Below are 25,375 nucleotides of genomic sequence, written 5' to 3' on the forward strand. Positions count from 1 at the left end.
GGCTTGTATTAGCTTTGTCAGGCGCAGGCGTGCCGGGTTCAACCGGGGTTGCTGTAAGGTATGCCGGCCCTTTGCTTTGACCCGAGTGAAATCCATGGTGCTGTCGGCATGAGTCGTCTGTTCTGGAAAGTCTGCCTGGCCTGGTTGTGCTGCCTGCCTTTACTGGCCGTGGCGGAAACTGCCGCGCCACCGTTGACGCTCGATGAAGCACAACTCGCGTGGCTCGCCGAGCACCCGCAGCTACGTGTGGGCGCCGTGCTCGAAGCGCCCTATGTGCAGCAGGATCGCCGCTTGCAGCAGCTCTCCGGCGCCAACGTCGAGCTGCTGGAGTGGTTGGCCAAGGCCCTGCACGTCAGCCTGGAGTGGCGCACCTATCCCGACCAGACCGCGCTGGAGAAGGCGGTGCGCGCTGGAGAAATCGACCTCGCGCCCGGCGTCAGCCAGACGCCTTCGACCTTGCGCGACTGGCTGTTCTCCGACCCTTACCTGCGCGTTCCTCGCCTGGTCGTGGGCGATCGTCGCAGCGGCACGTCGGTGGAGCTGGATACCCTTGGCGACGGTGAGTCCGTCTCCGTACGCGGCCCCGGCCCGGTGGTGGATTACCTGCGCGGCACCTATTCGGGGCTGACCCTGCAGGTTGTCGACAGCGACCGCGAAGTACTGCGCAAGGTGCTGGGTCGCGAGGCCAACTATGCGGTGATCGACGAAGCGCAGCTGGCCCGCCTGACCCGCGAAACCGAATTCACCGGCCTGCTGGTGGTGGCCGACATCGGTTATCCGCAGTTGCTGCGCGTGGCGACCCGGCGTGGCCTGCCGGAGCTGGCCGGGATCATCGACGCGGCCCTGCGCGCGGTGCCCGCCAAGGACCTCGACCAGCTCCACGAGCGCTGGCTGCAGCCGACCTACCCCCGCCTGGGTTCCTCCCCCGGTTTCTGGCAGAACCTCTGCATCCTGCTCGGCCTGTTGCTGTTGTTCGCGGTTGCCGCGCTGCTCTGGCTGCGCCGCCAGCATCATGCGCTGGAGTCGCGATTGCTCGCGGCGCGCCGCGATATCGAATTGCGCCAGTCGGCGGAGCAGGCCTTGCGCCTGACCCAGTTCGCCATCGACAGCAGCACCGTGGGCATCCTCTGGGTCAACTGGGATAGCCATGTGCGGTATGCCAACCGTGCCGCCGAAGAGTTGCTCGGCTATCTGCCGGGGGCGGTAGTGGACCGGCCGCTGTCGGACTTCGAACCGACGCTGAACATGGATCGCTGGCTGAACCTCTGGCGCCGCGCGCGCAATGCCGACGAGGCGCCGCTGAGCTTCGAAACCCGCTGCCTGCGCGCCGACGGCCAGTGGCTGCCGGCGGACGTTTCGCTGAGCTTCCTGCGCTTCGGCGATTCGGAATACCTGCTGGTGTTCCTCAATGACGTCACCGAGCGCCGCCGTGCCCGCGCCGCGCTGGAGGAAAGCGAGGCGCGCCTGCAGGGCATCGCCGCCAACGTGCCGGGGCTGGTGTTCCGCCTGGAGCCCAATGCGCCGGATGACGACTCCGACTTCGCCTACATCAGCTTCATCACCGGCGGCAGCGAAACCTCCCTGGGCTACTCGCCCGGCTACCTGCGCGAAAGCGGCCTGGGCATCATGGGACTGGTGCATCCGTCAGAACGCGAGGGTTACCTCGCCAGCCAGCTGGAAGCGGTAGAGGGCCATCGCAACTGGCTGTGGCAGGGCCGCATTCTCACCCGCAGCCATGAGCCGCGCTGGGTCGACATCAAGGCTACGGTGCGTACCCTGGACGACGGTCGCCCGGCCTGGGATGGCGTGGTCTGGGACATCACCGAGCACAAGCAGATCGAGCTGGAACTGCAGGATTCCCGCGCGCAGTTGCGTGAGTTGTCGGCGCACCTGGAGAGCGTGCGGGAGGAGGAGAAGGCGCGCATCGCCCGCGAGGTGCACGATGAACTGGGCCAGGTGCTCACCGTGCTCAAGCTGGAGACGTCCATGTGCGAACTGGCCTATGCGGAGCTGGACAGCGGCCTGCGCGAGCGCCTGGACAACATGAAGCGGCTGATCGCCCAGCTGTTCCAGCTGGTCCGCGACGTGGCGACCGCGCTGCGCCCGCCGATCCTCGATGCCGGTATTGGCTCGGCGGTGGAATGGCAGGCGCGCCGCTTCGAATCGCGTACGCAGATTCCCTGTCTGGTGGAGGTGCCGGAAAACCCGCCGGAGCTGTCCGATGCCAAGGCTATCGGGCTGTTCCGCATCCTTCAGGAGGCGCTGACCAATGTCATGCGCCATGCCCAGGCGCATACTGTGGAATTGCAGCTGAGCGTCGAAGGGCGCGAGTTGTGCCTGCGGATCGCCGATGACGGTGTGGGCTTCGACCCGAACGCCACGCGCCAGGGTGTTTCCTTTGGCCTGGTCGGGATGCGCGAGCGGGTGCTGATGTTCGGCGGCACCCTGCAGATCGACAGCCAGCCCGGGGAGGGCACCACGCTGTGGATACGGGTGCCTCTGCGCTCGGCAAGCGCTTAACCGGGCGGCAAGCATAACGACAATGACAAGAGTGGATCGGGAGGAAGGGCGGTGATTCGAGTGCTGGTGGCGGAAGACCATACGATCGTGCGCGAAGGTATCAAGCAACTGATCGGCATGGCCAAGGACCTGCAGGTGGTGGGCGAGGCCACCAACGGCGAGCAGTTGCTCGAAACCCTGCGCCAGACGCCCTGCGAAGTGGTCCTGCTGGACATCTCCATGCCCGGCGTCAACGGCCTGGAAGCCATCCCGCGGATCCGCGCGCTGAACAACCCGCCGGCGATCCTCATGCTGTCGATGCACGACGAGGTGCAGATGGTCGCCCGTGCGCTGAAGGTCGGCGCCGCCGGCTACGCCACCAAGGACAGCGACCCGGCGCTGCTGCTCACGGCGATCCGCAAGGTGGCCAGTGGCGGCCGCTACATCGACCCCGACCTCGCCGACCGCATGGTCTTCGAAGTCGGCCTTACCGATTCGCGCCCGCCCCACGCGCTGCTGTCCGAGCGCGAATTTTCGGTATTCGAGCGTCTGGTGCAGGGCGAGGGCGTCAACGAGATCGCCCAGCAACTGGCGGTGAGCAGCAAGACCATCAGCACCCACAAGGCGCGGCTGATGCAGAAGCTCAATGCCAACTCGGTGGCAGACCTGGTGCGTTACGCCATGGAACACAAGCTCGTCTGATCGCTCCCCGCTGCCGTTTTGATCTGCGGCAGATGGCCATCTGAATTTTCCCTCCACTCTGTGCGACGTGTCCGATTTCTGTAACACACCGTCTATCTAGCGGGCGTGAGGCAGGGAATGATTGCCGGCTTCATGCAGTACGTCGTGATAACAAGGAGAAGAAGATGTTGCGAGCGGTAAGGGGAGGGCTGCTGTTCGGCCTGCTGGGAAGCGCGGCGATGCCGGCGCTGGCGGACTACGTCACGGTGATTTCCTTCGGGGGCGCCAACAAGGCAGCGCAGGAAGCGGCCTTCTACAAGCCGTTCAAGGAAGTGACTGGCAACGCCGTCGTACACGGCTCCTACAACGGCGACCTGGCCAAGCTCAAGCGCATGGTGGAAATCAGCCATGTGTCCTGGGACGTGGTGGAGGTCGAGGCCCCCGAGCTCGCGCGCGGTTGCGAGGAAGGGCTGTTCATGAAGCTCGATCCCAAGACCCTGGGCAACACCGCCGATTTCGTTCCCGGCGCGGTGCAGCCGTGCGGCGTCGGCATCTTCGTCTGGACCACGCTGCTGGCCTACAACCAGAGCAAGCTGCAGGGCACGCCCAGCAGCTGGGCGGATTTCTGGGACACGAAGAAATTCCCCGGCAAGCGCGGCTTGCGCTGGGGCGCCAAGTACAGCCTGGAATTCGCCCTGATGGCCGACGGCGTCGCGCCCAAGGACGTCTACAAGGTGCTCGCCACCAACGACGGCGTCGACCGCGCCTTCCGCAAGCTCGATGAGCTGAAACCGAGCATCAACTGGTGGAAGTCGGGCCAGGATCCGGTGCGTGATCTCGCCGACGGCACTGTGGTGATGAGCTCCGCCTACAACGGCCGGATCGCCGCTGCGCAGGCCGAGCAGAAGGGCTTCCGCATGGTCTGGTCCGGCGGCATCTACGACTTCGACTTCTGGGCGCTGCCCTCGGGCGTGTTCAAGAAGGAACTGGCCGAGCAGTTCGTCAACTTCGCCGGCCAGCCGCAGCAGCAGAAGGCTTTCGCCGAGAACATCTCCTACGGTCCGACCAACCGCAAGGCCGTGGAGTTGCTGGCGCCGGACGTGGCCGCCAACCTGCCCACCGCGCCGCAGAACATCGCCAATGCCGTGGGCATGAACGTGGCGTTCTGGGCCGAGCACGGTGACGCGCTGGAGCAGCGCTTCCAGGCCTGGGCCAAGCGCTGATCGACGGGCTGCCGGCCACAGGTTGGTCGGCAGTCGGTTTCCCTGGATCTTGTAGGGCGATCCCTACAAAGCATCCTCTCTAAGCCTTATAGCAATCTCTCATACCGCCCGATTTGCGTGCCGTTCCAGCTTCTCTAGGCTTGAGATCAACGGCATTTACAAAAAAACAAAGGTGCGGTGATGGCCGAGAATCAGGCAAACGATGTGCTGGTGAGTTTCCGTGGCGTGCAGAAGAGCTACGACGGCGAATCCCTCATCGTGAAGGACCTCAATCTGGACATTCGCAAAGGCGAATTCCTGACACTGCTGGGACCTTCCGGTTCCGGCAAGACCACCAGCCTGATGATGCTGGCCGGTTTCGAAACTCCTACCGCCGGTGAAATCCAGCTCGCCGGCCGCGCCATCAACAACGTCCCCCCGCACAAGCGCGACATCGGCATGGTGTTCCAGAACTATGCCCTGTTCCCGCACATGACGGTGGCCGAGAACCTGGCCTTCCCGCTCTCCGTGCGCGGCATGAGCAAGACCGACGTCAGCGAGCGGGTGAAGCGCGCGCTGTCGATGGTCCAACTCGACACCTTCGCCGGTCGCTATCCCGCCCAGCTCTCCGGTGGCCAGCAGCAGCGCGTGGCCCTGGCCCGCGCGCTGGTCTTCGAGCCGCAACTGGTGCTGATGGACGAACCCCTGGGTGCCCTGGATAAACAGCTGCGTGAGCACATGCAGATGGAGATCAAGCACATCCACCAGCGCCTGGGCGTGACCGTGGTCTACGTGACCCACGACCAGGGCGAAGCCCTGACCATGTCCGACCGCGTGGCGGTGTTCCACCAGGGCGAGATCCAGCAGATCGCCCCGCCCGCCGAGCTCTACGAGCATCCGCGCAATTCCTTCGTCGCCAACTTCATTGGCGAGAACAACCGCATCGCCGGCCAGCTCCAGGCCCGCGATGGCGACCGCTGCACCGTGGGTCTGGCCCGTGGCGAGAAGGTCGAGGCGCTGGCGGTCAACGTCGGCAACGTCGGTGACACCGTCAGCCTGTCGATCCGCCCCGAGCGCGTGCGCCTGAACGGCCACAGTGAAAACTGCGCGAACCGCTTCTCCGGTCGCGTCGCCGAGTTCATCTACCTGGGTGACCACGTGCGCATTCGCCTGGAGGTCTGCGGCCGTACCGATTTCTTCGTCAAACAGCCGATCGCCGAGCTCGATCCCGCGCTCAGTGTTGGCGACGTGGTTCCGCTGGGCTGGGAAGTCGAGCACGTCCGCGCGCTCGACCCACTGTCCGCGGCGTAACAGCGCGGCCCGGCCACTCCCGGACGCATCCAAGAAAAACAAACCTGCACACTGTGGAGACAACAATAATGTCGAAGTCCTTGAAAGCATCGGGGCTCAAACTCGCAGCGCTGACTCTGGGCGTGGCTTTCGCGGCCCAGTCCATGGCCGCCACCGACCTGACCGTGGTGTCCTTCGGCGGCGCCAACAAGAACGCCCAGGTGAAGGCGTTCTACGGCCCCTACGAGAAGAGCACCGGCAACAAGATCGTTGCCGGCGAGTACAACGGCGAGATGGCCAAGGTGAAGGCCATGGTCGACACCAACAGCGTCTCCTGGGACCTGGTGGAAGTCGAATCGCCGGAACTGGCCCGTGGCTGTGACGAAGGCCTATTCGAAGAGATCGACCCGGCCATCCTTGGCAAGGCCGAAGACTATGTGCCGGGCGCCGTGAGCAACTGCGGCGTGGGCTTCTTCGTGTGGTCCACCGTGCTGGCCTACAACGCCGACAAGCTGAAGACCGCGCCGACCAGCTGGGCCGATTTCTGGGACACCCAGAAATTCCCGGGCAAGCGCGGCCTGCGCAAGGGCGCCAAGTACACCCTGGAATTCGCCCTGATGGCCGACGGCGTTGCGCCCAAGGACGTCTACAAGGTGCTGGCGACCAAGGAAGGCCAGGACCGCGCCTTCAAGAAGCTCGATCAGATCAAGCCGAACATCCAGTGGTGGGAAGCCGGCGCCCAGCCGCCGCAGTACCTCGCCTCCGGTGACGTGGTCATGAGCTCCGCCTACAACGGCCGCATCGCCGCCGTGCAGAAAGAGAGCAACCTGAAGATCGTCTGGAACGGCGGTATCTACGACTTCGACGCCTGGGCCATCCCGAAAGGCGCCAAGAAGAAGGATGAGAGCCTGAAGTTCATCGCCTTCTCGGTCCAGCCCGAGCAGCAGAAGACCTACTCCGAGAACATCGCCTACGGCCCGGTCAACAAGAACGCCGTACCGCTGCTGAGCAAGGACCTGCTGAAGGACATGCCGACCACCCCGGAAAACATGCAGGGCCAGGTGGGCATGGACGTGACCTTCTGGGCTGACTACGGCGAGCAGCTGGAACAGCGCTTCAACGCCTGGGCTGCCAAGTAAGCAGCCGTCCCTTGCCGTCGCGGCTACCCGAGCCGCGGCGGACCGGAACCGCCGCTCCCCCTCGCGGCGGCTCCTCCTGACACCACACCTTGGCCGCTCCTAAGGCGGCCTGTTTTACCGGAGTTCGTTATGGCCACCGCTGTGTCTCTGAACGAGGTCGCCGGCCCCACCCTCAAGCAGCGCCTGGCGCGCGCGGAGCGGATGAACCGTCTGAAGTCCCAGGCGCTGGTGCTGCCCCTGCTGGTCTTCCTGCTGCTGACCTTCCTGGTGCCCATCGCGGCGCTGCTCTACAAGAGCGTGAACAACCCCGAGGTCGTCGGCGCCATGCCGCTGACCGTCAACGCCATCGCCGAATGGGACGGCAAGTCGCTGCCCTCGGACGAGGTGTACAAGGCGCTGAGCGAAGACCTGGTCGCTGCGCGCAAGAACCAGACCATCGGTGACCTGTCCAAGCGCCTGAACATGGAGCTGGCCGGCTACCGCAGCCTGCTGTCCAAGACCGCCCGCGCGCTGCCGTTCAAGGAGCAGCCGGCGTCGTACAAGGACGCCATGGAAGCCCTCGACGAGCGCTGGGGTGACCCGGCCTACTGGCAGGCGATCCGCCGCAACGCCAGCTCCGTCACTCCCTATTACCTGCTGGCGGCGCTGGATCACCGCATCGATGACCTGGGCGAGATCGCCCGCGCCACGCCCGACCAGTCGATCTACCTGGACATCTTCGCCCGCACCTTCTGGATGGGCGCGGTGATCACCCTGATCTGCCTCGCGCTGGCCTACCCGCTGGCCTACCTGCTGGCGATCCTGCCGACCCGCAAGTCCAACCTGCTGATGATCATGGTGCTGCTGCCGTTCTGGACCTCGATCCTGGTGCGTGTCGCCGCGTGGATCGTGCTGTTGCAGTCGGGCGGCCTGATCAACGGCGCGCTGCTGAAGATGGGCCTGATCGACCAGCCGCTGCAGTTGGTGTTCAACCGCACCGGCGTGTACATCTCCATGGTCCACATCATGCTGCCGTTCATGATCCTGCCGATCTACAGCGTGATGAAGGGCATTTCCCCCAGCTACATGCGCGCCGCGATTTCGCTGGGCTGCCACCCGTTCGCCAGCTTCTGGAAGGTCTACTTCCCGCAGACCGTGGCCGGTGTCGGCGCCGGTTGCCTGCTGGTGTTCATCCTGTCGATCGGCTACTACATCACCCCGGCGCTGCTGGGCAGCCCGAACGACCAGATGGTCAGCTACTTCGTCGCCTTCTACACCAACACCACCATCAACTGGGGCATGGCCACGGCCCTGGGCGGCCTGCTGCTGTTCGCCACCCTGGTGCTCTACGTGATCTATGGCTGGCTGGTGGGCGCGAGCCGCCTGCGCCTGGGCTGATGAGGAGAACAAGAAGATGCTGAGCCCCTACATGTCCCCGGTCGAGCGCGTGTGGTTCTACACCCTGCGCATCCTCTGCGGCCTGATCCTGCTGTTCCTGGTGCTGCCGGTACTGGTCATCGTGCCGCTGTCGTTCAACTCCGGCACCTTCCTGGTCTACCCGCTGCAGGGTTTCTCCCTGCGCTGGTACGCCGACTTCTTCAACTCCGCCGAGTGGATGCGAGCGCTGACCAACAGCATCATCGTTGCTCCGGCGGCTACCGTGCTGGCGATGGTCTTCGGCACCCTGGCGTCGATCGGCCTGACCCGCGGCGATTTCCGCGGCAAGGCGCTGATCATGAGCCTGGTGATTTCGCCGATGGTCGTGCCGGTGGTGATCATCGGCGTGGCCAGCTACCTGTTCTTCGCGCCGCTGGGCCTGGGCAACAGCTACATCTCGCTGATCATCGTCCACGCGGTGCTGGGTGTGCCGTTCGTCATCATCACCGTGTCGGCAACCCTGCAGGGCTTCAACTACAACCTGGTGCGCGCCGCCGCCAGCCTGGGTGCGCCGCCGGTGCTGACCTTCTTCAAGGTCACCCTGCCGTTGATCGCTCCCGGTGTGATTTCTGGTGCGCTGTTCGCCTTCGCCACCTCGTTCGACGAAGTGGTAGTGACCCTGTTCCTCGCCGGCCCCGAGCAGGCCACCCTGCCGCGCCAGATGTTCAGCGGCATCCGCGAGAACCTCAGCCCGACCATCGCCGCTGCGGCGACCCTGCTGATCGGCTTCTCCGTCCTGCTCCTGCTGACCCTCGAGTGGCTGCGCGGCCGCAGCGAGAAACTGCGCACCGCACCGACTTCCTGATTCACAGTGTTTCGCGGACGGTTCCGTCGTCGTGCTCACCCACGGCGGCGGGATCGATCCGCGATCTTTTTCCTGCGTTCTCGCATTTCCCGCCTCGTTCGTGAACTTTCCGCCTCGACTATCGGCACGGTCATCGCAGAGATGCCCTTCGGCCTACGTGAGCGGCTACAATGCGCGCCATCCGTGATTTCGCCCACAGAGGTGCGCCATGCAACCCTACGCCATCGCTCCGTCGATCCTGTCCGCCGACTTCGCCCGCCTGGGTGAGGACGTCGACAAGGTGCTCGCCGCCGGCGCCGACATCGTTCACTTCGACGTGATGGACAACCACTACGTGCCGAACCTGACCATCGGCCCGATGGTCTGTACGGCCCTGCGCAAGTACGGCGTCACCGCGCCCATCGATGTGCACCTGATGGTTTCCCCGGTGGACCGCATCATCGGTGACTTCATCGAGGCTGGCGCCACCTACATCACCTTCCACCCCGAAGCCACCCAGCACATCGACCGTTCCCTGCAACTGATCAAGGACGGCGGCTGCAAAGCAGGCCTGGTGTTCAACCCGGCCACCTCGCTGGACGCGCTGAAGTATGTGATGGACAAGATCGACATGGTCCTGCTGATGAGCGTGAACCCCGGCTTCGGTGGGCAGAAGTTCATCCCCGGCACCCTCGACAAGCTGCGCGAAGCCCGAGCGCTGATCGACGCCTCCGGCCGTGACATCCGCCTGGAGATCGATGGCGGCGTGAACGTGAAGAATATCCGCGAGATCGCCGAAGCAGGCGCCGACACCTTCGTCGCCGGTTCCGCCATCTTCAATGCACCGGACTACGCCGAGGTCATCCGCGCCATGCACGCTGAGCTGGCGCAGGCGCGCAAGTGATGAGCGCTGCACAACTGCCGTTCGCCGGTCTGCCGCGTCTGGTGATGTTCGACCTGGACGGCACCCTGGTGGACTCGGTCCCCGACCTCGCCGCCGCGGTGGACAAGATGCTGCTGGCGCTCGGGCGCCAGCCGGCCGGCCTGGACGCCGTGCGTCACTGGGTCGGCAACGGTGCGCGCGTGCTGGTGCGCCGCGCCCTGGCCAATGACATCGAACACGAGGGCGTCAGCGAGGAAGACACCGAGCGCGCCCTCGAGCTGTTCATGGATGCCTACGCCGACAGCCACGCGCTGACCGTGGTCTATCCCGGCGTGATCGAGACGCTGAAGTGGCTGAAGAAGCGCGGCGTCGAGCTGGCGCTGATCACCAACAAGCCCGAGCGCTTCGTCGGCCCGCTGCTCGACGAGATGAAGCTGGGCAAGTTCTTCCGCTGGATCATCGGCGGCGACACCCTGCCACAGCAGAAGCCCGACCCGGCCGCGCTGCTGTTCGTGATGAAGATGGCCGGTGTGTCGGCAGAACAGGCGCTGTTCGTCGGTGACTCGCGCAACGACATCCTCGCCGCCAAAGCTGCCGGCGTGCGCAGCGTGGGCCTGAGCTACGGCTACAACCACGGCCGCCCCATCGCCGAGGAAACCCCGACGCTGGTGCTCGATGACCTGCGCCATCTGCTGCCTTGCTTCGACTCGGGCAAAGCGATAGTGTTGCCCGACTCCGCCTCAACTCCCGCTCAGCGAGACAGCACCGTGGAAACGGCTCCCCACACACTCTGGATGAAAGTCATCAAGGCCCTGGCCCGCTGGCGCTGGCGCGCCTGACATCCTTTGGCCGGTACGCCCGGCGCGTGTGTGCAACCAAGTCCGTTACCTCCTCATTCCACGAGGCTGATCATGACCCGCGAAGAATTCCAGCACCTGGCCGCCGAAGGCTACAACCGCATTCCGCTGACCTGCGAAACCCTTGCCGACTTCGACACCCCGCTGTCGATCTACCTGAAGCTGGCCGACGGCTCCAACACCTACCTGCTCGAATCCGTGCAGGGCGGCGAGAAGTGGGGCCGCTACTCCATCATCGGCCTGCCCAGCCGTACCGTGTTGCGGGTGTACGGCCACCAGGCGAGCGTCAAGGTCGACGGCGTCGAGACCGAGAGCTTCGAATGCGCCGACCCGCTGGCCTTCGTCGAGGAGTTCAAGGAGCGCTACCGCGTGCCGACCATTGCCGGTCTGCCGCGCTTCAACGGTGGTCTGGTCGGCTACTTCGGCTATGACTGCGTGCGCTACGTCGAGCAGCGCCTGGCGCAGTGCCCGAATCCCGATCCGCTGAACAACCCTGACATCCTGCTGATGGTCTCCGACGCGGTGGTCGTCTTCGACAACCTCGCCGGCAAGATGCACGCGATCGTCCTCGTCGACCCGGCCCAGGCCAACGCCTATGACCACGGGCTGGCCCAGCTGGAAGAACTGCTGGAGCGCCTGCGCCAGCCGATCACCCCGCGCCGCGGCCTGGACTTCAGCGCCGTGAATGCCCCGGAGCCGCAGTTCCGCGCCAGCTTCACCCGCGAGGACTACGAGCGTGCCGTTGGCACCATCAAGGAATACATCCTGGCCGGCGATTGCATGCAGGTCGTACCGTCGCAGCGCATGTCCATCGACTTCACCGCTGCGCCGATCGACCTGTACCGCGCGCTGCGCTGCTTCAACCCGACGCCCTACATGTACTTCTTCAACTTCGGCGACTTCCATGTCGTCGGTAGTTCGCCGGAAGTGCTGGTACGGGTCGAGGACGGCGAAGTTACCGTGCGCCCCATCGCCGGCACCCGCCCGCGTGGCGCGACCGAGGAGGCCGACCGAGCGCTGGAGGAGGACCTGCTGTCCGATGCCAAGGAAATTGCCGAGCACCTGATGCTCATCGACCTGGGCCGCAACGACGTCGGCCGTGTGTCGCAGACTGGCAGCGTGAAGGTCACCGAGCAGATGGTGATCGAGCGCTACTCCAACGTGATGCACATCGTCTCCAACGTGAACGGCCAACTGAACGAGAAGCTCAGCGCGATGGACGCCCTGCGCGCGATCCTGCCGGCGGGCACCTTGTCCGGCGCGCCGAAGATTCGCGCGATGGAAATCATCGACGAGCTGGAGCCGGTCAAGCGTGGCGTCTACGGCGGTGCCGTGGGTTACCTCGCGTGGAACGGCAACATGGACACCGCCATCGCCATCCGCACCGCGGTGATCAAGAATGGCGAACTGCACGTGCAGGCCGGCGGCGGCATCGTTGCCGACTCGGTGCCCGCAGCGGAGTGGGAAGAAACCATCAACAAGCGCCGCGCGATGTTCCGCGCCGTGGCGCTGGCCGAGCACACCGCCAAGGTGCATGGTCGCGATTGAGTTGCTGATTTACCGGAAAAGCCCCGCTTCGGCGGGGCTTTTTCTTTTCATAGGGGCCGCGCGCCTGACTGCATAGCCCGGCGGTGCAGTACCGGGTGAAGTCACCGCATCAGCCGGCAGAATCGCTGGGGGAGGGCGGCGAGCTCTCGCACAGACTATCCAATGGCGCAGCTCTTCGTAGGAGCGAGCTTGCTCGCGAACAGAGCCTTCCGGCCGCTCCGTCGCTGGGGGGGCGCGCGAGCAATAACGATGGCGTCCCCCTCGCTCCTACAGCACATGATGTATTGCACGCTGGGACTTAACCTGCCTGCCGCGCCTCTACTACCAGCAGGTTCGCCTTGCGCCGGGCGAGGGCGGCGTCCGCCTGCTGCGAGCGCTCCTCCACATACGCGGCCAGGTGATCCACGGCGACGTACTGCATCGCCTTGTGGCTGTCATCCAGCGTGGTCACCGGCAGGGCGATGCGCCCGCAGGACAGCGCCTTGCTGAAGTTTTCCCGGTTCAGGTTGCGGAACCAGCGCTCGCGCACTTGCTCCAGCGGCACCAGGACATCTCCGAAAATCTGGTAGACCAGGCTCACGGTTTCCGGGCGTGGGGCGTGGCGGACTTCTACGGTCGACTGCATGGGGCTCTCCTGTTCCGGCGGTTGTAGCGGCAATAGAAATATAGCAAAGGTTGTATTTCTATTCAATCACCCCCCATGAAAAAGCCCCGCCGAGGCGGGGCTTTTTCTGTGGCAGAAGCTCAGCGAACCAGGGTAGGTGCGCGGCGGTGGCGCACGGTGGACCACCAGAATACCCAGCCGATCATGCGGATCTGCCCGCTGTCGAACTGCTCCGCCGGGTACTCCTCGTCGGGGTACTCGTCGCGGTTGAAGCTGCGCAGACGGATGCCGCCGCCGGGCAGGCGATAGACGAACTTCACCCGCAGCATGCCCTCGTGTTCCAGGGCGTAGATCTCGCCGTCGGTGATGTGCGTGGTGGCTGTGTCGATGCCAATGGTGGAGCCATCCATGATCAGCGGCTCCATGCTGTTGCCGGTGAGCTGGGCGCAGATCGCCGTAGCCGGATCGACCCCCGCCGCGCGCAGCGTGGCGTACGAGAAACGCAGCTTGCGCCCCTCTATCTCGCGCACTGCAGTGCGCCCGGCGCCGGCCGCCAGTTCCACTTCCTTGTACAGGCGTAGTTCCACTTCGTCCTCGTCCAGCGGTGTGTCGCTATCCCATGGGTGCAGCGGTTCCAGTCGCAGCGGGCTGCCATCGGCGGGGCGCGGCGCGGGTGCGCTGGTGCCCGGTGCCGGCGTGCCTTCGCCGGTGGCCAGCCAGGTCGGCGAGACCCCCAGCGCGCTGGCGATCTCGATCAGCTTGCGCGTGCTCTGCGCCTTGCCCGAGGTCAGCTTGTGAATGGTGTTCTGCGAAACCCCGGCGGCTTCGGCCAGGGTTTCCTGCTTGAGGTTGCGCGAGGCCATCGCCTGTTTCAGGCGGTCGGCCAGCGTCGATGAGGGCGTCTTGTCCATGGCGGCACTCTACCTCCTGGGTTGTAGCGTGTAAATAGCTTTGGTGTTGACTAAATATAGCTATAGTTGTAATCATAAAAGTCAGCAGCTACCGGAGAGACGAAAACCGGTTCGGCTAACGGGAAGCGAACGGCTTCCCCCTCACTGCGGCAGGGAAGCCGTGGGTTGCCTGCGCAGCAGGCTGGAGGACGCGGGTGGGCCAGGGAGGCGCCGCCTGCGTACCGGCAAGGGATGCCGTCCGATGAGTCGGTGTCCGCGACGAATAGATCGCGACTGACCACCCAGGCGGCCGAAGGCTCGGCGACCACGGAGGGTACGTCGCCAGGAGGACCTTTATGAGCCAACACTCGAACTACGCAATGCAGCCCGAATCCCTCGCCGATGCGGAGGTGTGCCATGGCTGACATCGCCGACTACGCCAATGACCTGATGCTGGAGCGCATCGAGGACATGCTGCACAGCCGGCGCTCCTCGACGGCCATCAGCTCCGCCGAGTACTGCGAGGACTGCGGTGACGACATCCCGCCGGCGCGCCGCCTGGCCGCGCCGGGCTGCACTCGCTGCATCGACTGCCAGGCAATCGACGAACTCGAGCGGCGGCACTGAGCCGCCAGGGAGACACGCCGTGATCAAACCCATCGATGAAATGCTCAAGCTCTGGGCCGAAGAAATGCACAACCCCGGCAGCGCGGGCGGCGGCTACGCCGGCGGCAACCTGCTGGCGATGATGATGGCCAACAAGGGCGAGATGATTCGTGGCACGCGAGGCAGCAAGGTGATCCTCGACCGCGTCGCGGAACTGGACCTGATCATCAACCACCTGCCTGACGAGCAGAAGGACGTGGTCACCGAGCATTACCTCAATCGCGATAGCGAGGCTTCGCAGAAGTACCGGCACTGCCGCTGCAGCCGCAATACCTTCTACCTGCGCCTGCATGTGGCGCACCAGAGTATCCAGTCGCGGCTGATGCGCCGCGTCGCCTGACCTTCTCCATTCCCCACACGAAGCCCGGCCCTGCGCCGGGCTTCGTGCTTTTCGCGGGCGCCCTTGAGTTATGCTCGCGCCCCATGACGACACCTATCCTGATTCGCCGTGCCGAAGCTGCCGACGTCGATGCCATCCTGCACATCCTGGGCGAAACCTACGAAGCCACGTGGAAGCCGGAACTCAGTGCCAAGGCCATCGCGCGCTTCGAGGCGAGCTCGCACACCGAGGCCTATGTACGCGAGCGCCTGGCGTATTTCGAAGTGGCCTGCTTCGACGGCAAGGTAGTCGGCCTGGTCGACTGGCGCGACGATTTCATCGATGCCCTGCATGTTTCTCCCCGTCACCAGCGCCTGGGTATCGGTGCGGCTCTGTTGCGTCACGCCGAAACCGCTATCGCTGGCGCGGGCTATGCGCACATTCGCTTGGAGACCGATACCTTCAACCAGCAGGCGCGTGCCTTCTATGGCAAGCACGGCTATGCGGAGATCGATTTCTACCCGGACGAGGAGTGGCACAGCGGCTTCACCACCGTGCTGATGAACAAGGATCTCTGAAATTTCCGACGCTGGATTTCGGTGTTTCGACAACGTATTGCGGTGTGTCATCTGCGTATTGCAGCGCATTCCTCGAGAAGCCTTGTTCCGGCAGGAATCGGGGGGTAAAAAGTAGTCATTCTTGTAAAGGTGCGTCCCCAGGGAGCACAACGCGAAACCCCCGAAAAGCCCGGCCAGTGAGCCGGGCTTTTTCATGCCCGCGCTTTCTGATCCGCCGGTTGCGGCGGGTGGCCGGCGAGCACGCCGGCAGTCATCCCCGGTTGGCTGATAGCCGCCGGTTTCGCCCGTTCGCGGGCGTCTTTATCCAAGGTGAGCCAATGGGCAACGAACCTCAGACCCTGGCCGAGGTGCCTTTGTGGGGGCTGATCCTGCTCGCGGTGGCGGGCGGCATCAGCGGTGAAATGTGGCGCGCCGACAAGGCGGGCCTGGGCGGCTGGCGGTTGCTGCGGCGTCTGGCGTTGCGCTCCGGGGCCTCCATCGTCTGCGGTATGGCGGTGATGTTCCTCGCCATGGCTTGCGGCGCTTCGCTGACCCTCGCTGCGGCTATCGGCAGCCTGACGGCAGCGGCAGGTGCCGAGATCGCCGTCGGCCTTTATGAACGCTGGGCGGCGAAGCGCCTGGGTGTCTGCGAACTGCCGCCGAGCGAGCGCGGGCAAGAGTGAAGCTGCAAGGAGACGACATGTCCGAACAATCTTTGACCCTGGCGCTGTTGCTCGACACGGTAGAGCAGGCGCTGTCCGCGCGACTGACCGAGATCGGCGCCTTTCTGCGTGGCCCGCTGACGCAAGCGCCGGCGACACTTCCTGCGCTGGCGCTGGAGTACGCGGGCCTGCTGCCTGGCCGTGATCCCGGCAATGGGCAGACCGCACTCATCTGCCGGCTCCAGACGCGCATTCTGGTGGCAAGAGATGATGCGCAAGCGGAGGCCTTGGCACTGCGCACTGTCGCCGCGCTGGCCGTGCTTTTACGCGGTCAGAACTGGGGGCTGGAACTGGAGCCGGTGAGCTTCATTCAGGCCCAGCCGGAGCTCGATAATTCAGAGCTGGCGGCGTGTCGCGTGTGGCTGGTGGAGTGGCAGCAGCCGGTGCTGCTGGGCGAGACCGAGTGGCCCTGGGAAGACCAGCCGCCGGGCAGCCTCATGCTGGGCTTCGACCCGCAGACCGGACCCGGCCACGAGGACGACTACTTCGACCCGGGAGCCGTGCAATGAACCAGGATTACGTGAGCGCGGAACATGACCGCATGCTCGCCGCCCTGGTCATGCCTTGTGAAGTGGTGGCCGTGGACCTGGCGGCGGCGCAGGTGCGCGTGCGCTCCGGCGAATGGACCAGCGCCTGGGTGCGCTGGCACTCGCAGGCGGCCGGTGCTGCACGGCATTGGCGGGCGCCGAGCCTGGGCGAGCAAGGTGTGCTGCTCAGTCCGTCCGGAATGGCCGCCATGGGTACCTTCGTGCCGGGGCTGTTCGGCGCGGCCTCGGCGCCACCGAACAATCGCGGCGAGGTCGAGAGCTGGCACTTTCCCGATGGTGCTGTGCTCAGCTACGACTGGCAGGCGCATCGCTATGACCTGCAGCTGCCTGCCGGCACCGCCACGGTGAAAGTCGGCGGCACGCAGGTGGTGATCGACCCCGGAGCGGTGAGTATCACCGCCGCCAGCATCCAGCTGACCGGCCCGGTGACCATCAAGGGCGCGCTGACGGTGAACGGCAACATCAGCAGCACCGGCTCGATCATGGACACCGCCGGCAACAGCAACCACCACACTCATTGAAGTCGCTTCGACTTCCAACCCAGGCCCGCCTCGTGCGGGCCTCTGCATTTCTGGAGACCTGCCATGGGCAACTTTTCCCGTGCGCACCCTGAGCGACGGAGGGCGCGGCCATGATCGGCATGGATCGACGCAACGGCCAGCCGCTCGGCGCGCTGGCGCACCTGAAGCAATCCATCGAGGACATCCTCACCACCCCGCTGGGCAGTCGGCGCATGCGCCCCGAATACGGCAGCCGGCTGCGACGCATGGTCGACCTGCCGGTAACCGAAGGCTGGAAGGGCGCGGTGCAGGCTGAAGTGGCCCGTGCCATCGGCCGCTGGGAGCCGCGCCTGCGCCTGAGTTCGGTGCAGGTCGTGGCGGTGGTCGCCGGCAGCGTTTCGCTGCGCCTGCGCGGCGTCTACCTGGGCGACGAGATCGGACTGGAGGTGGCGGCATGAGCCTGATCGACCTGTCTCAACTGCCCGCTCCCGCGGTCGTGGAGACCCTCGACTACGAGACGCTCTACGCAGAGCTGCTGGCGGATTTTCGTAGCGCCATGGGCGATGGCTGGACCGCTGCGGTGGAGTCCGATCCGGTGGTCAAACTGTTGGAGCTGGCGGCCTATCGCGAACTGCTGCTGCGTGCGCGGATCAATGACGCCGCCCGTGCGGTGATGCTTGGCTATGCGACCCAGGGCGACCTCGATCAACTGGCTGCCGGCTACAACGTCAAGCGCCTGGTGATCCAGGAGGCGGATGCCACGACCTCGCCACCGACTCCGGCCGTGCTGGAGGGCGACGATTCCCTGCGCAACCGCACGCAACTGGCCTTCGACCAGCTGTCGGTGGCTGGGCCGCGCAATGCCTACGTGGCCTTCGCGCTCGGCGCCGACGGGCGTATCGCGGATGTTTCGGCGATCAGCCCGCAGCCCTGTGAGGCGCTGGTCAGTGTGCTGTCGTCGGAAGGCAATGGAACGGCAACGGAGGAACTGCTTCAGGCGGTGCGCGTTGCGCTGAACGATGAAGACGTGCGCCCGGTGGGCGATCGTCTCACGGTGCAGTCCGCAGCCATCGTGTCCTACCAGGTCGATGCCGTGCTCTACATCTACCCGGGCCCGGAGGCCGAGCTGATCCAGCAGGCCGCCGAGGCTTCGCTGCAGACCTACATTGCTACGCAGCGGCGCATCGGTCGCGATATCCGCCGCAGCGCGCTGTTCGCCGCGCTGCATGTGGAAGGCGTGCAACGCGTCGAGCTGGCCAAGCCGGCTGCCGACGTGGTGCTCGACTCGACCCAGGCGGCGTATTGCAGCGGCTACCAGATCCGCGTGGGTGGCTCCGATGAGTAGCCGCCTGCTGCCTATCAACTCGACTCCGCTGGAGCGCGTGCTGGCCGACGTGCAGGTCGGCGACCTGCCGGTGCCCCTGCGCGAGCTGATGGACCCGCAGCGCTGCCCGGTGGCCCTGCTGCCGTACCTGGCCTGGGCCTGGTCGGTGGACCGCTGGGACCCGGCCTGGAGCGAGGCAGTGAAGCGCAAGGCGGTGTCCGCGGCGTTCCGCATCCACCAGCACAAGGGGACCATCGCTGCCCTGCGGCGGGTGATCGAGCCGCTGGGTTACCTGATCGAAATCATCGAATGGTGGCAGGGCTCGCCCGTGGGCGAGCCGGGCACCTTCCGCCTGCGCATCGGCGTGCTCGACAGCGGTATCAGCGAGGAAATGTACCAGGAGGTGGAGCGTCTCATCGATGACGCCAAGCCGCTCACGCGGCACCTCATCGGGCTGGACATCAGCCTGGAATCCCAGGGGCGGATCACCGTCGGCTCCGGGCAATACGACGGCGACATCGTCACCGTCTACCCCTACCTCCCGGATGTGATCGAAGCGATCGGCAGCCACGGCTTGCCGGGCCGGGAGCACACCATCGATAGCTTGAGTGTCTACCCATGGCAGTAACCTACTACGCACTACTCACCACCATCGGTGCCGGCAAGCTGGCGAATGCCACTGCGCTGGGCACCACCCTGAAAATCACCCAGCTCGCTGTAGGCGACGGTGGCGGCAACGTACCGACCCCCGACGCCAGCCGCACGCAACTGGTCAACGAAGTCCGCCGCGCTCCGCTGAACCGCTTGAGCGTCGACCCGGCGAACAGCTCGCAGATCATCGCCGAACAGGTCATCCCCGAGGACGTGGGCGGCTGGTGGATCCGCGAGATGGGCCTGTACGACGAAGCCGGCGCGCTGATCGCCTACGCGAACTGTGCGCCCTCCTATAAACCGCAACTGGCCGAGGGCAGCGGCCGCACCCAGACCGTGCGTATCGTGCTGATCGTCAGCAACGCCGCTTCGGTGGAATTGAAGATCGACCCGAGTGTGGTGCTGGCGACGCGGGAGTATGTCGATAGCGCCATCGTCAGTGCGATGAACCGCCTGGACTGCAAGCAGTCGGTCCGAGTTGCGACTACTGGCGCCATTGCGTTGAGTGGGCTGCAGACGGTAGATGGCATCGTGCTCGCAGCGGGTGACCGGATCCTGGTGAAGAACCAGGTCAATGCTAGCCAGAACGGCATCTACGTAGCAGTTGTCGGAGCCTGGATTCGTAGCGCTGACGCTGACGAAAACACGGAAGTAACTCCAGCGCTCACTGTCGCTGTCGAGACCGGCTACACCCAGGCAGATTCTGTCTGGCAGCTAATCACTGACACGCCAATTGCGATCGGCACCACCGAGCTGACATTCCAGAACATCACCAACGGGCTGGCTAGGCTGGCTTCGCCGATATTTACTGGTAGTCCTTCGGCACCGACACCACCCCAGTTCGATAAAGACATCAGCCTCTCGACGACTGAGTTCGTGCAGCGAGCGCTTGGCAATTTCTCCAGTCAGATCAGTGTCAACACGACTCGTGCCCTAACGCTGGATTTGGCTGGCCAGATTATCAACTGCGGGAACACCATCAGCATAACGTTGCCAACGGGCACGGCCGAGGCGGTGGGGGCTACGTTCCAGATCAACAATGCTGGTAGTGGAGTTGTGACTGTGCAGGCCCCCGTCGGGCAAAGTTTGTACGGTGTTGGAAACGGTACGGCTCGCACGTTCACACTTGGTTCTGGCGATACGGTGACAGTTGCGTATGTTGGTGGAAATGCTTGGTACGGCTGGGGTGGCATACAGATAGGCGCGTCGGCTGGTTTCGCTAGTCTTAAACAAGACAGCGGCTATCAGAAGTTGCCCAGTGGATTGATTTTCCAGTGGCTTACTGGAAGTTCTGATTCTGCTGGCAACGTGCAGGTCTCGTTGCCGATGCAGTTCCCGAACGCATTCTTGGGAGGGGTTGCAAGCGAATATTCCCCTGCAGGGTGGACTAGCAATCGCACTACGGTTTGGGCAATTGATCCAACAACCAGCAGTAAGTCGGTTCTTGGCGCAAAGGTCAGGGATATTCAGGGAGCAGGTGGCCCATCGCTGAATCCTGGCATAGCCGGGCGATTCTTCGTGTGGGGGTATTGAATATGACGTTCTACTTTGCAGCGAAAACACTTGGGTTTCTCTCGTCGAATATCCATGGACGCGACATACCTGCTAATGCAGTCGAAATTTCCAAGGAGGCATACGACACACTGATGTCTGGACAAGCCAATGGATGGCGAATAGCGGCAGATGAGGCAGGACACCCGGTATTGCTGGAGTCCTTGCCGCTGACAGATGACGCGTTACGTCACGTCATCTCTACTCGACGGTTTGGAGTGGAGACCGTTGGTGTGAAGGTGCGGGGCGTTGTGTTTTCCTCTGCCCGCGATAGCCAAGGGCTGATTGGAAGTGTGGCTCATGCTGCCTTGTTGGACCCTGGCTATCGCTGTAACTGGAAGACCCAGGATGGTTTTGTGGAGTTGAATGCCCAGCAAATTCTCGATATGGCGGCCTCTATCCGCAAGCACGTACAGGCCTGCTTTGACCGTGAAGCAGAGTTGCTCGCTCATCTGGAGGGTGGAACCTTCACCGAGTCAATGCTCGACGAAGGCTGGCCCGTCTGACTTAAACACTGAATCTCTGCCCATCGTTCTTGCGACCAGGGCAAACCACCCAACCGCCTCCCGGCGGTTTTTTTATGTCTGGAGAAAACCCTATGAGCTTCTTTCACGGCGTCACCGTGACCAATGTCGACGTCGGTGCGCGCACCATTGCGCTGCCGTCGTCCTCGATCATCGGCCTGGTGGACACCTTCACCCCCGATGCCAAGCTGACCGCGCAGGCCGATGTGCCGGTGCTGCTCACCAGCCTGCGCGAGGCGGCTGCCGCGTTTGGCACCGCGTCGGCGATCTACAAGTCCTGCACCGCCATCTTCACCCAGTCCGCCGCGGTGGTCGTGGCGGTTGGTGTGGCCAAGGTCGAGGATGCTGCGCAGCTGACTTCCGCGATCATCGGCAGCGTCACAGAAGCCGGCCAGCGTACCGGTCTGCAGGCGCTGCTCGATGGCAAGTCCCGCTTCAACGCCCAGCCGCGCCTGCTGATCGCGCCGAAGCACTCCGCCACTCAGGCAGTCGCCACCGCGATGGGAGCGCTGGCCGAGAAGCTGCGCGCCATCGCCATTGTCGACGGCCCCAACACCACCGACGAGGCGGCCATCGCCTATGCCGGCGAATTCGGCAGCAAGCGCATCTACCTGGTCGACCCGGGCGTGCAGTACTGGGATACCGCCAGCAGCGCCACCCTCGACGCGCCGGCTTCGGCCAATGCCGCCGCGCTGTTCGCCTGGACCGACAGCCAGTACGGCTTCTGGTCCTCGCCGTCGAACAAGGAGTTGCTCGGCATTACCGGTACCGGCCGCCCCATCGAGTTCCTCGATGGCGACGAGACCTGCCGCGCGAACCTGCTCAACAACGCCAACATCACCACCATCATCCGAGACGACGGCTACCGCCTGTGGGGCAACCGCACGCTGTCCAGCGATGCCAAGTGGGCCTTCGTGACCCGCGTGCGGACCATGGACATGGTGATGGACGCGATCCTCGCCGGGCACAAGTGGGCGGTCGACCGCGGCATCACCAAGACCTACGTGAAGGACGTTACCGAGGGCCTGCAGGCCTTCATGCGCGACCTGAAGAACCAGGGCGCGGTGATCGACTTCGAGGTCTATGCCGACCCGGAACTCAACACCGCCAGCCAGCTGGCGCAGGGCAAGGTGTACTGGAACATCCGCTTCACCGACGTACCGCCTGCCGAGAACCCCAACTTCCGCGTCGAGGTGACCGATCAGTGGCTCACCGAAGTCCTGGACGCAGCTTAAGGAGAACCCCAGATGATTCCGCAGATCCTCACCAACACCAACCTGTTCGTCGACGGCGTGAGCTTTGCCGGTGACGTCCCCTCCCTGACCCTGCCGACCCTCAAGGTGAAGACCCAGGAGTACCGTGCCGGCGGCATGGACGCACCGGTCCTGCTCGACGTCGGCCTGGAGGCCATGGAGGCCAAGTTCACCACCAACGGCGCACGCCGCGAGGCCATGAAGTTCTTCGGCCTGAGTGACCAGGGCTCCTTCAACGGCACCTTCCGCGGCTCCTTCAAGACCCAGAAGGGTGGCACCGTTCCTGTGGTTGCCACCGTCCGTGGCCTGCTCAAGGAGATCAACCCGGGCGACTGGAAGGCCGGTGACCTGGCCGCCTGCACCTACAGCGTGGCGGTCAGCTACTACAAGCTGGAAGTGGAAGGCCGCGAGATGTTCGAGATCGACCCGGCCAACTCGGTGCGCAAGATCGACGGCGTCGACCAGCTCGTCGCCATGCGTAACGACCTGGGCGTCTGAGGAGAACCGTGATGCAAGACTCCGTCAAACAGCCCGCGTGGCTGAGCCTGTCCGAGGACGCGGCGGTGGTGAAACTGTCCCGCCCGACCTCCTGCAACGGTGTCGACGTCGACGCCCTCACCCTGCGTGCTCCCACCGTGCGCGACATCCGCCTGGCCAGCAAGGTGGCCAGCGATGACGAGGAGCGCGAGCTGCAACTGTTCGCCTCGCTGGTGCAGGTCAGCCGCCAGGATCTGGAGGGGCTCAAGCTCAGCGACTACCAACGCCTGCAGCACGCCTACTTTCGCCTGGTGCGAGACGACGGCGATGAGCTTCGAGCTGATGCGCCAGTTGGCGCGGCGGCTGGCGACTGAGTCGGGCTTCACGGCGGGTGAACTGGAGCGCATGACCCTCAGCGACCTGCGTTGGTGGCTGGGGGACGAGGCGGGCTAGTTTGCCCTCGCGGAGCGCCGGGTGACCGGCGCTCCCTTGTCGTCGAAGTGGCGATTGTCGTCAGAGGGCGAGTGAAATGGAAATGAGTGAAAAGTCGGAAGTGCTGGTGGCGGCCGTCCTCGGTCTGGGCAGCACGCTCGGGCGGGTGATAGCCGACTCCACCGTGCGCCTGGGAACCCTCGTTGGAAAGCTGGATGCGAGTCTGCCGCTGCGCGTGCTGGTGGATGGCATCGATACCGTTCAGGACAACCAGGAAATCCGCCATCGCGCCAGCGAGCGCAACGCGGGGGAGACAAGGCTGGCGCTGCGCAGAATCATCGATCTGCTGGGGCAGCGGCCGGCAGAGGTACGCTTGCCGAAGATCACCGTCAGCGTGGCGCCGGCAGCCAGTGCACCGGCGAACGACTGGCAGCGCATGGAGACGGTGACCAGGACGTTGTCCGAGCTGAACTCCGTCGGTGATGTCGCACGATCCTCCCTGAGCGCGAGCCTCGCGTTCCGTGGGCGTCTGATGCAGGTACGCGAAGCGGCAGGGCAACCCTACGACCCGGTCGCGGAGGCGGCATTGGGCAAGCGGGTGGTTAAGGCGGCTGATGAAGCCGCGATGCCGCGCGACAAGGTGCTGGACCTGGCTCAGGCCATGGTCGAGAGCAAGGTGCCGCTCGCCGATATGGACGCGATGTTGCCGATCGCGGCCAGGTTCGCCCAGGGGCAGGGTGTGTCGCCGGAAACAACGGCACAGCTGATCAGCGCTCTGCAGCACAAGGGCGGTTTGAACAATGCTGCCGATCTGGAGCGTGCGCTGAGCGCAGTGGCTTGGCGTGGTCAGAAGGAAGCTCCGTCGGTCGCGCTGTTCAGTCGCGATCTGCTCGGCAGCCTGGCCTCGGTCCGGCCGGGCGACTCGCCAGCGGTCGAGACCTTGCTGCAATCTCGGCAGGCTCTGGCAGCCGCGCCTGCCGATCTGCTTCAGCAAGGCGTGGAGAAACGCCGTGCCTCGCCGCTGGGGCAACTGGAAGCCAGTGAGCAGAAAGTCTCTGCTGCGATGCTCGGGATTGGCGATGCCATGCTCAGCCATCAGGGTGCCCTGGAAGTTGTCGGCGGTGGTCTGTTGGCTCTGAAGTCCCTGATCGATGCAAAGAAATTCGTCGAGGACGCCAATGATGCGATGCCCTGGAACTGGGGCAGGCGCGATGTCCAGGATGTCTTTGTCACCAACTGGCCAGTTGGCGAGTTGGGCGACCTCCCTGATCGCCGGCCGAAAGGCAAGGGCAAAGGAAAGGGCGGCGGAAAATCAAAAGCTGGCGGCTCAGGCGGTGCTGCTCGTGGCGGTCTCTTCCAGCGCGCCCGATCCACCCTGGGACGCGCCGCCGGAGCCGCCTCCGGATGGCTCGGCCGCGCGGCACAATCCGTGCGCTCCTCGCGTGTTGGTCGCGCCGCTGGTGGCGTCCTGCGTCGTGGCGCAGGCCTGGTACGCAACGTTAGTGCTTCCGGAGTCGGAAGGGCGGTCGGTGGGCTCGTGCGGGGAATGGGGGCGGGGCTGCGACGCTTCGCTCCGGTCAGCGCCGCGATGGCGATTACCGATGCCGCTTCGGTCTATGCCAGTGACCAATCGCCTGCGCAGAAGGCGGTTGGCTACGGCAAGGCCGGTGGTGCCGCCATTGGCGCGACAGTCGGTGCGGCTCTGGGCACGCTGATCCCAATTCCTCTGGTAGGCACGCTGGTCGGAGGTTCCATTGGCGCGACCGTGGGCGAGCTGATCGGTGGCAAGGTCGGGGCGCTGTTAGGCCCGTCTGAGGAGATACAGAAACCACCGCCGCTCCCGCCGCTGCCCGCTGCTCCCGCAGCCACGGCAGCTATTGCCAGCGCTCCGCCCAACTGGACCTTCTCGCCGCAGGTGAGCATCAACGTGGCGGGCAATATCGTCAATCCGCAGCAGTTGCTGGACGAACTGATCCCGGCGATGCGCCGGCTGATTGCCGAGGCCCAGCAGGAACGGCAGCGCAACGCGCTGTTCGACACCGTCGTCATGTAGGGAGG

At 64.7% G+C, this 25,375-nt stretch carries 27 protein-coding genes; 25 read left to right on the top strand and 2 right to left on the bottom strand.

Annotated features, from left to right (window positions below; translation table 11 throughout):
- Positions 1–108: 108 nt before the first annotated feature.
- The 10 genes from ACKI1H_RS07655 to trpE all read left to right on the top strand — a co-directional run bounded on the left by ACKI1H_RS07655 (position 109) and on the right by trpE (position 12,299).
- On the top strand, positions 109–2,520 hold the full coding sequence (locus ACKI1H_RS07655) for a PAS domain-containing sensor histidine kinase (protein ID WP_440468049.1): 2,412 nt from the start codon (positions 109–111) through the stop codon (positions 2,518–2,520).
- A gap of 51 nt (positions 2,521–2,571) precedes the next feature.
- Positions 2,572–3,201, top strand: a complete 630-nt coding sequence (locus tag ACKI1H_RS07660) for a response regulator (protein WP_138212997.1) — start codon at positions 2,572–2,574, stop codon at positions 3,199–3,201.
- 164 nt (positions 3,202–3,365) lie between these two features.
- Positions 3,366–4,403: an ABC transporter substrate-binding protein gene (locus ACKI1H_RS07665; RefSeq protein WP_440468050.1), complete on the top strand. Its 1,038-nt coding sequence runs from the start codon at positions 3,366–3,368 to the stop codon at positions 4,401–4,403.
- Between the two features lie 180 nt (positions 4,404–4,583).
- Positions 4,584–5,693, top strand: coding sequence for an ABC transporter ATP-binding protein (locus ACKI1H_RS07670; protein WP_440468051.1), 1,110 nt, complete (start codon positions 4,584–4,586; stop codon positions 5,691–5,693).
- A 68-nt stretch (positions 5,694–5,761) separates the two neighbouring features.
- Positions 5,762–6,811 carry an ABC transporter substrate-binding protein gene (locus ACKI1H_RS07675; RefSeq protein ID WP_138525606.1) on the top strand — a complete coding sequence of 350 codons (1,050 nt, stop codon included), beginning with the start codon at positions 5,762–5,764 and terminating at the stop codon, positions 6,809–6,811.
- 129 nt (positions 6,812–6,940) lie between these two features.
- Positions 6,941–8,188 (top strand): ABC transporter permease, encoded by a 1,248-nt coding sequence (locus ACKI1H_RS07680; protein WP_440468052.1) that lies wholly within the window; start codon positions 6,941–6,943, stop codon positions 8,186–8,188.
- Between the two features lie 16 nt (positions 8,189–8,204).
- Positions 8,205–9,032 (top strand): ABC transporter permease, encoded by an 828-nt coding sequence (locus ACKI1H_RS07685; protein WP_054908041.1) that lies wholly within the window; start codon positions 8,205–8,207, stop codon positions 9,030–9,032.
- Between the two features lie 208 nt (positions 9,033–9,240).
- Entirely contained in the window at positions 9,241–9,915 is a 675-nt protein-coding gene (gene rpe / locus ACKI1H_RS07690; RefSeq protein ID WP_088420343.1) for a ribulose-phosphate 3-epimerase, read from the top strand.
- Complete coding sequence (locus ACKI1H_RS07695) at positions 9,915–10,733, top strand: phosphoglycolate phosphatase (protein ID WP_440468053.1); 819 nt, start codon at positions 9,915–9,917, stop codon at positions 10,731–10,733. Before rpe ends, ACKI1H_RS07695 begins: the two co-directional genes overlap by 1 nt.
- A 72-nt stretch (positions 10,734–10,805) precedes the next feature.
- Complete coding sequence (trpE, locus tag ACKI1H_RS07700) at positions 10,806–12,299, top strand: anthranilate synthase component I (RefSeq protein WP_440468054.1); 1,494 nt, start codon at positions 10,806–10,808, stop codon at positions 12,297–12,299.
- A 298-nt stretch (positions 12,300–12,597) separates the two neighbouring features.
- Here the strand turns inward: trpE and ACKI1H_RS07705 are convergent, their stop codons facing one another.
- Together ACKI1H_RS07705 and ACKI1H_RS07710 are read right to left on the bottom strand one after the other, a co-directional pair.
- A complete protein-coding gene (locus tag ACKI1H_RS07705; protein ID WP_440468055.1) occupies positions 12,598–12,924 on the bottom strand; it encodes a pyocin activator PrtN family protein in 327 nt (108 codons plus the stop codon).
- 119 nt (positions 12,925–13,043) lie between these two features.
- Positions 13,044–13,814, bottom strand: coding sequence for an XRE family transcriptional regulator (locus tag ACKI1H_RS07710; RefSeq protein WP_138525611.1), 771 nt, complete (start codon positions 13,812–13,814; stop codon positions 13,044–13,046).
- Positions 13,815–14,210: 396 nt separating this feature from the next.
- On the opposite strand from ACKI1H_RS07710, the gene ACKI1H_RS07715 reads away from it, so the two are divergent.
- From ACKI1H_RS07715 to ACKI1H_RS07785, 15 genes are all read left to right on the top strand, one after another.
- The gene (locus ACKI1H_RS07715) at positions 14,211–14,420 is read left to right on the top strand and encodes a TraR/DksA C4-type zinc finger protein (protein ID WP_138525612.1); all 210 of its coding nucleotides are present in this window, start codon (positions 14,211–14,213) and stop codon (positions 14,418–14,420) included.
- A gap of 19 nt (positions 14,421–14,439) precedes the next feature.
- The gene (locus ACKI1H_RS07720) at positions 14,440–14,799 is read left to right on the top strand and encodes a PA0613 family protein (protein ID WP_045212666.1); all 360 of its coding nucleotides are present in this window, start codon (positions 14,440–14,442) and stop codon (positions 14,797–14,799) included.
- An 83-nt stretch (positions 14,800–14,882) separates the two neighbouring features.
- Complete coding sequence (locus ACKI1H_RS07725; protein WP_440468056.1) at positions 14,883–15,356, top strand: N-acetyltransferase family protein; 474 nt, start codon at positions 14,883–14,885, stop codon at positions 15,354–15,356.
- Between the two features lie 317 nt (positions 15,357–15,673).
- Positions 15,674–16,018 (top strand): phage holin family protein, encoded by a 345-nt coding sequence (locus tag ACKI1H_RS07730; protein WP_440468057.1) that lies wholly within the window; start codon positions 15,674–15,676, stop codon positions 16,016–16,018.
- 17 nt (positions 16,019–16,035) lie between these two features.
- Complete coding sequence (locus ACKI1H_RS07735; protein ID WP_440468058.1) at positions 16,036–16,566, top strand: hypothetical protein; 531 nt, start codon at positions 16,036–16,038, stop codon at positions 16,564–16,566.
- The gene (locus ACKI1H_RS07740) at positions 16,563–17,126 is read left to right on the top strand and encodes a phage baseplate assembly protein V (RefSeq protein WP_440468059.1); all 564 of its coding nucleotides are present in this window, start codon (positions 16,563–16,565) and stop codon (positions 17,124–17,126) included. Before ACKI1H_RS07735 ends, ACKI1H_RS07740 begins: the two co-directional genes overlap by 4 nt.
- Positions 17,127–17,236: 110 nt before the next feature.
- Positions 17,237–17,563, top strand: coding sequence for a GPW/gp25 family protein (locus tag ACKI1H_RS07745; RefSeq protein ID WP_440468060.1), 327 nt, complete (start codon positions 17,237–17,239; stop codon positions 17,561–17,563).
- Positions 17,560–18,450, top strand: a complete 891-nt coding sequence (locus tag ACKI1H_RS07750; RefSeq protein ID WP_138525615.1) for a baseplate assembly protein — start codon at positions 17,560–17,562, stop codon at positions 18,448–18,450. Before ACKI1H_RS07745 ends, ACKI1H_RS07750 begins: the two co-directional genes overlap by 4 nt.
- Positions 18,443–19,057: a phage tail protein I gene (locus ACKI1H_RS07755; RefSeq protein ID WP_440468061.1), complete on the top strand. Its 615-nt coding sequence runs from the start codon at positions 18,443–18,445 to the stop codon at positions 19,055–19,057. Before ACKI1H_RS07750 ends, ACKI1H_RS07755 begins: the two co-directional genes overlap by 8 nt.
- Entirely contained in the window at positions 19,048–20,613 is a 1,566-nt protein-coding gene (locus ACKI1H_RS07760) for a phage tail protein (RefSeq protein ID WP_440468062.1), read from the top strand. Before ACKI1H_RS07755 ends, ACKI1H_RS07760 begins: the two co-directional genes overlap by 10 nt.
- Positions 20,614–20,615: 2 nt before the next feature.
- The gene (locus ACKI1H_RS07765) at positions 20,616–21,137 is read left to right on the top strand and encodes a DUF4376 domain-containing protein (RefSeq protein WP_440468063.1); all 522 of its coding nucleotides are present in this window, start codon (positions 20,616–20,618) and stop codon (positions 21,135–21,137) included.
- Between the two features lie 92 nt (positions 21,138–21,229).
- Positions 21,230–22,390: a phage tail sheath subtilisin-like domain-containing protein gene (locus ACKI1H_RS07770; RefSeq protein ID WP_440468064.1), complete on the top strand. Its 1,161-nt coding sequence runs from the start codon at positions 21,230–21,232 to the stop codon at positions 22,388–22,390.
- 12 nt (positions 22,391–22,402) lie between these two features.
- Positions 22,403–22,906, top strand: a complete 504-nt coding sequence (locus tag ACKI1H_RS07775) for a phage major tail tube protein (protein ID WP_138525619.1) — start codon at positions 22,403–22,405, stop codon at positions 22,904–22,906.
- Between the two features lie 11 nt (positions 22,907–22,917).
- Positions 22,918–23,259 (top strand): phage tail assembly protein, encoded by a 342-nt coding sequence (locus ACKI1H_RS07780; protein WP_138525620.1) that lies wholly within the window; start codon positions 22,918–22,920, stop codon positions 23,257–23,259.
- Positions 23,260–23,414: 155 nt separating this feature from the next.
- On the top strand, positions 23,415–25,370 hold the full coding sequence (locus ACKI1H_RS07785) for a hypothetical protein (RefSeq protein WP_440468065.1): 1,956 nt from the start codon (positions 23,415–23,417) through the stop codon (positions 25,368–25,370).
- The last annotated feature ends 5 nt before the right edge of the window (positions 25,371–25,375 follow it).

This window comes from Pseudomonas sp. YH-1 (assembly GCF_051990045.1).
Classification (GTDB): domain Bacteria; phylum Pseudomonadota; class Gammaproteobacteria; order Pseudomonadales; family Pseudomonadaceae; genus Pseudomonas; species Pseudomonas nicosulfuronedens.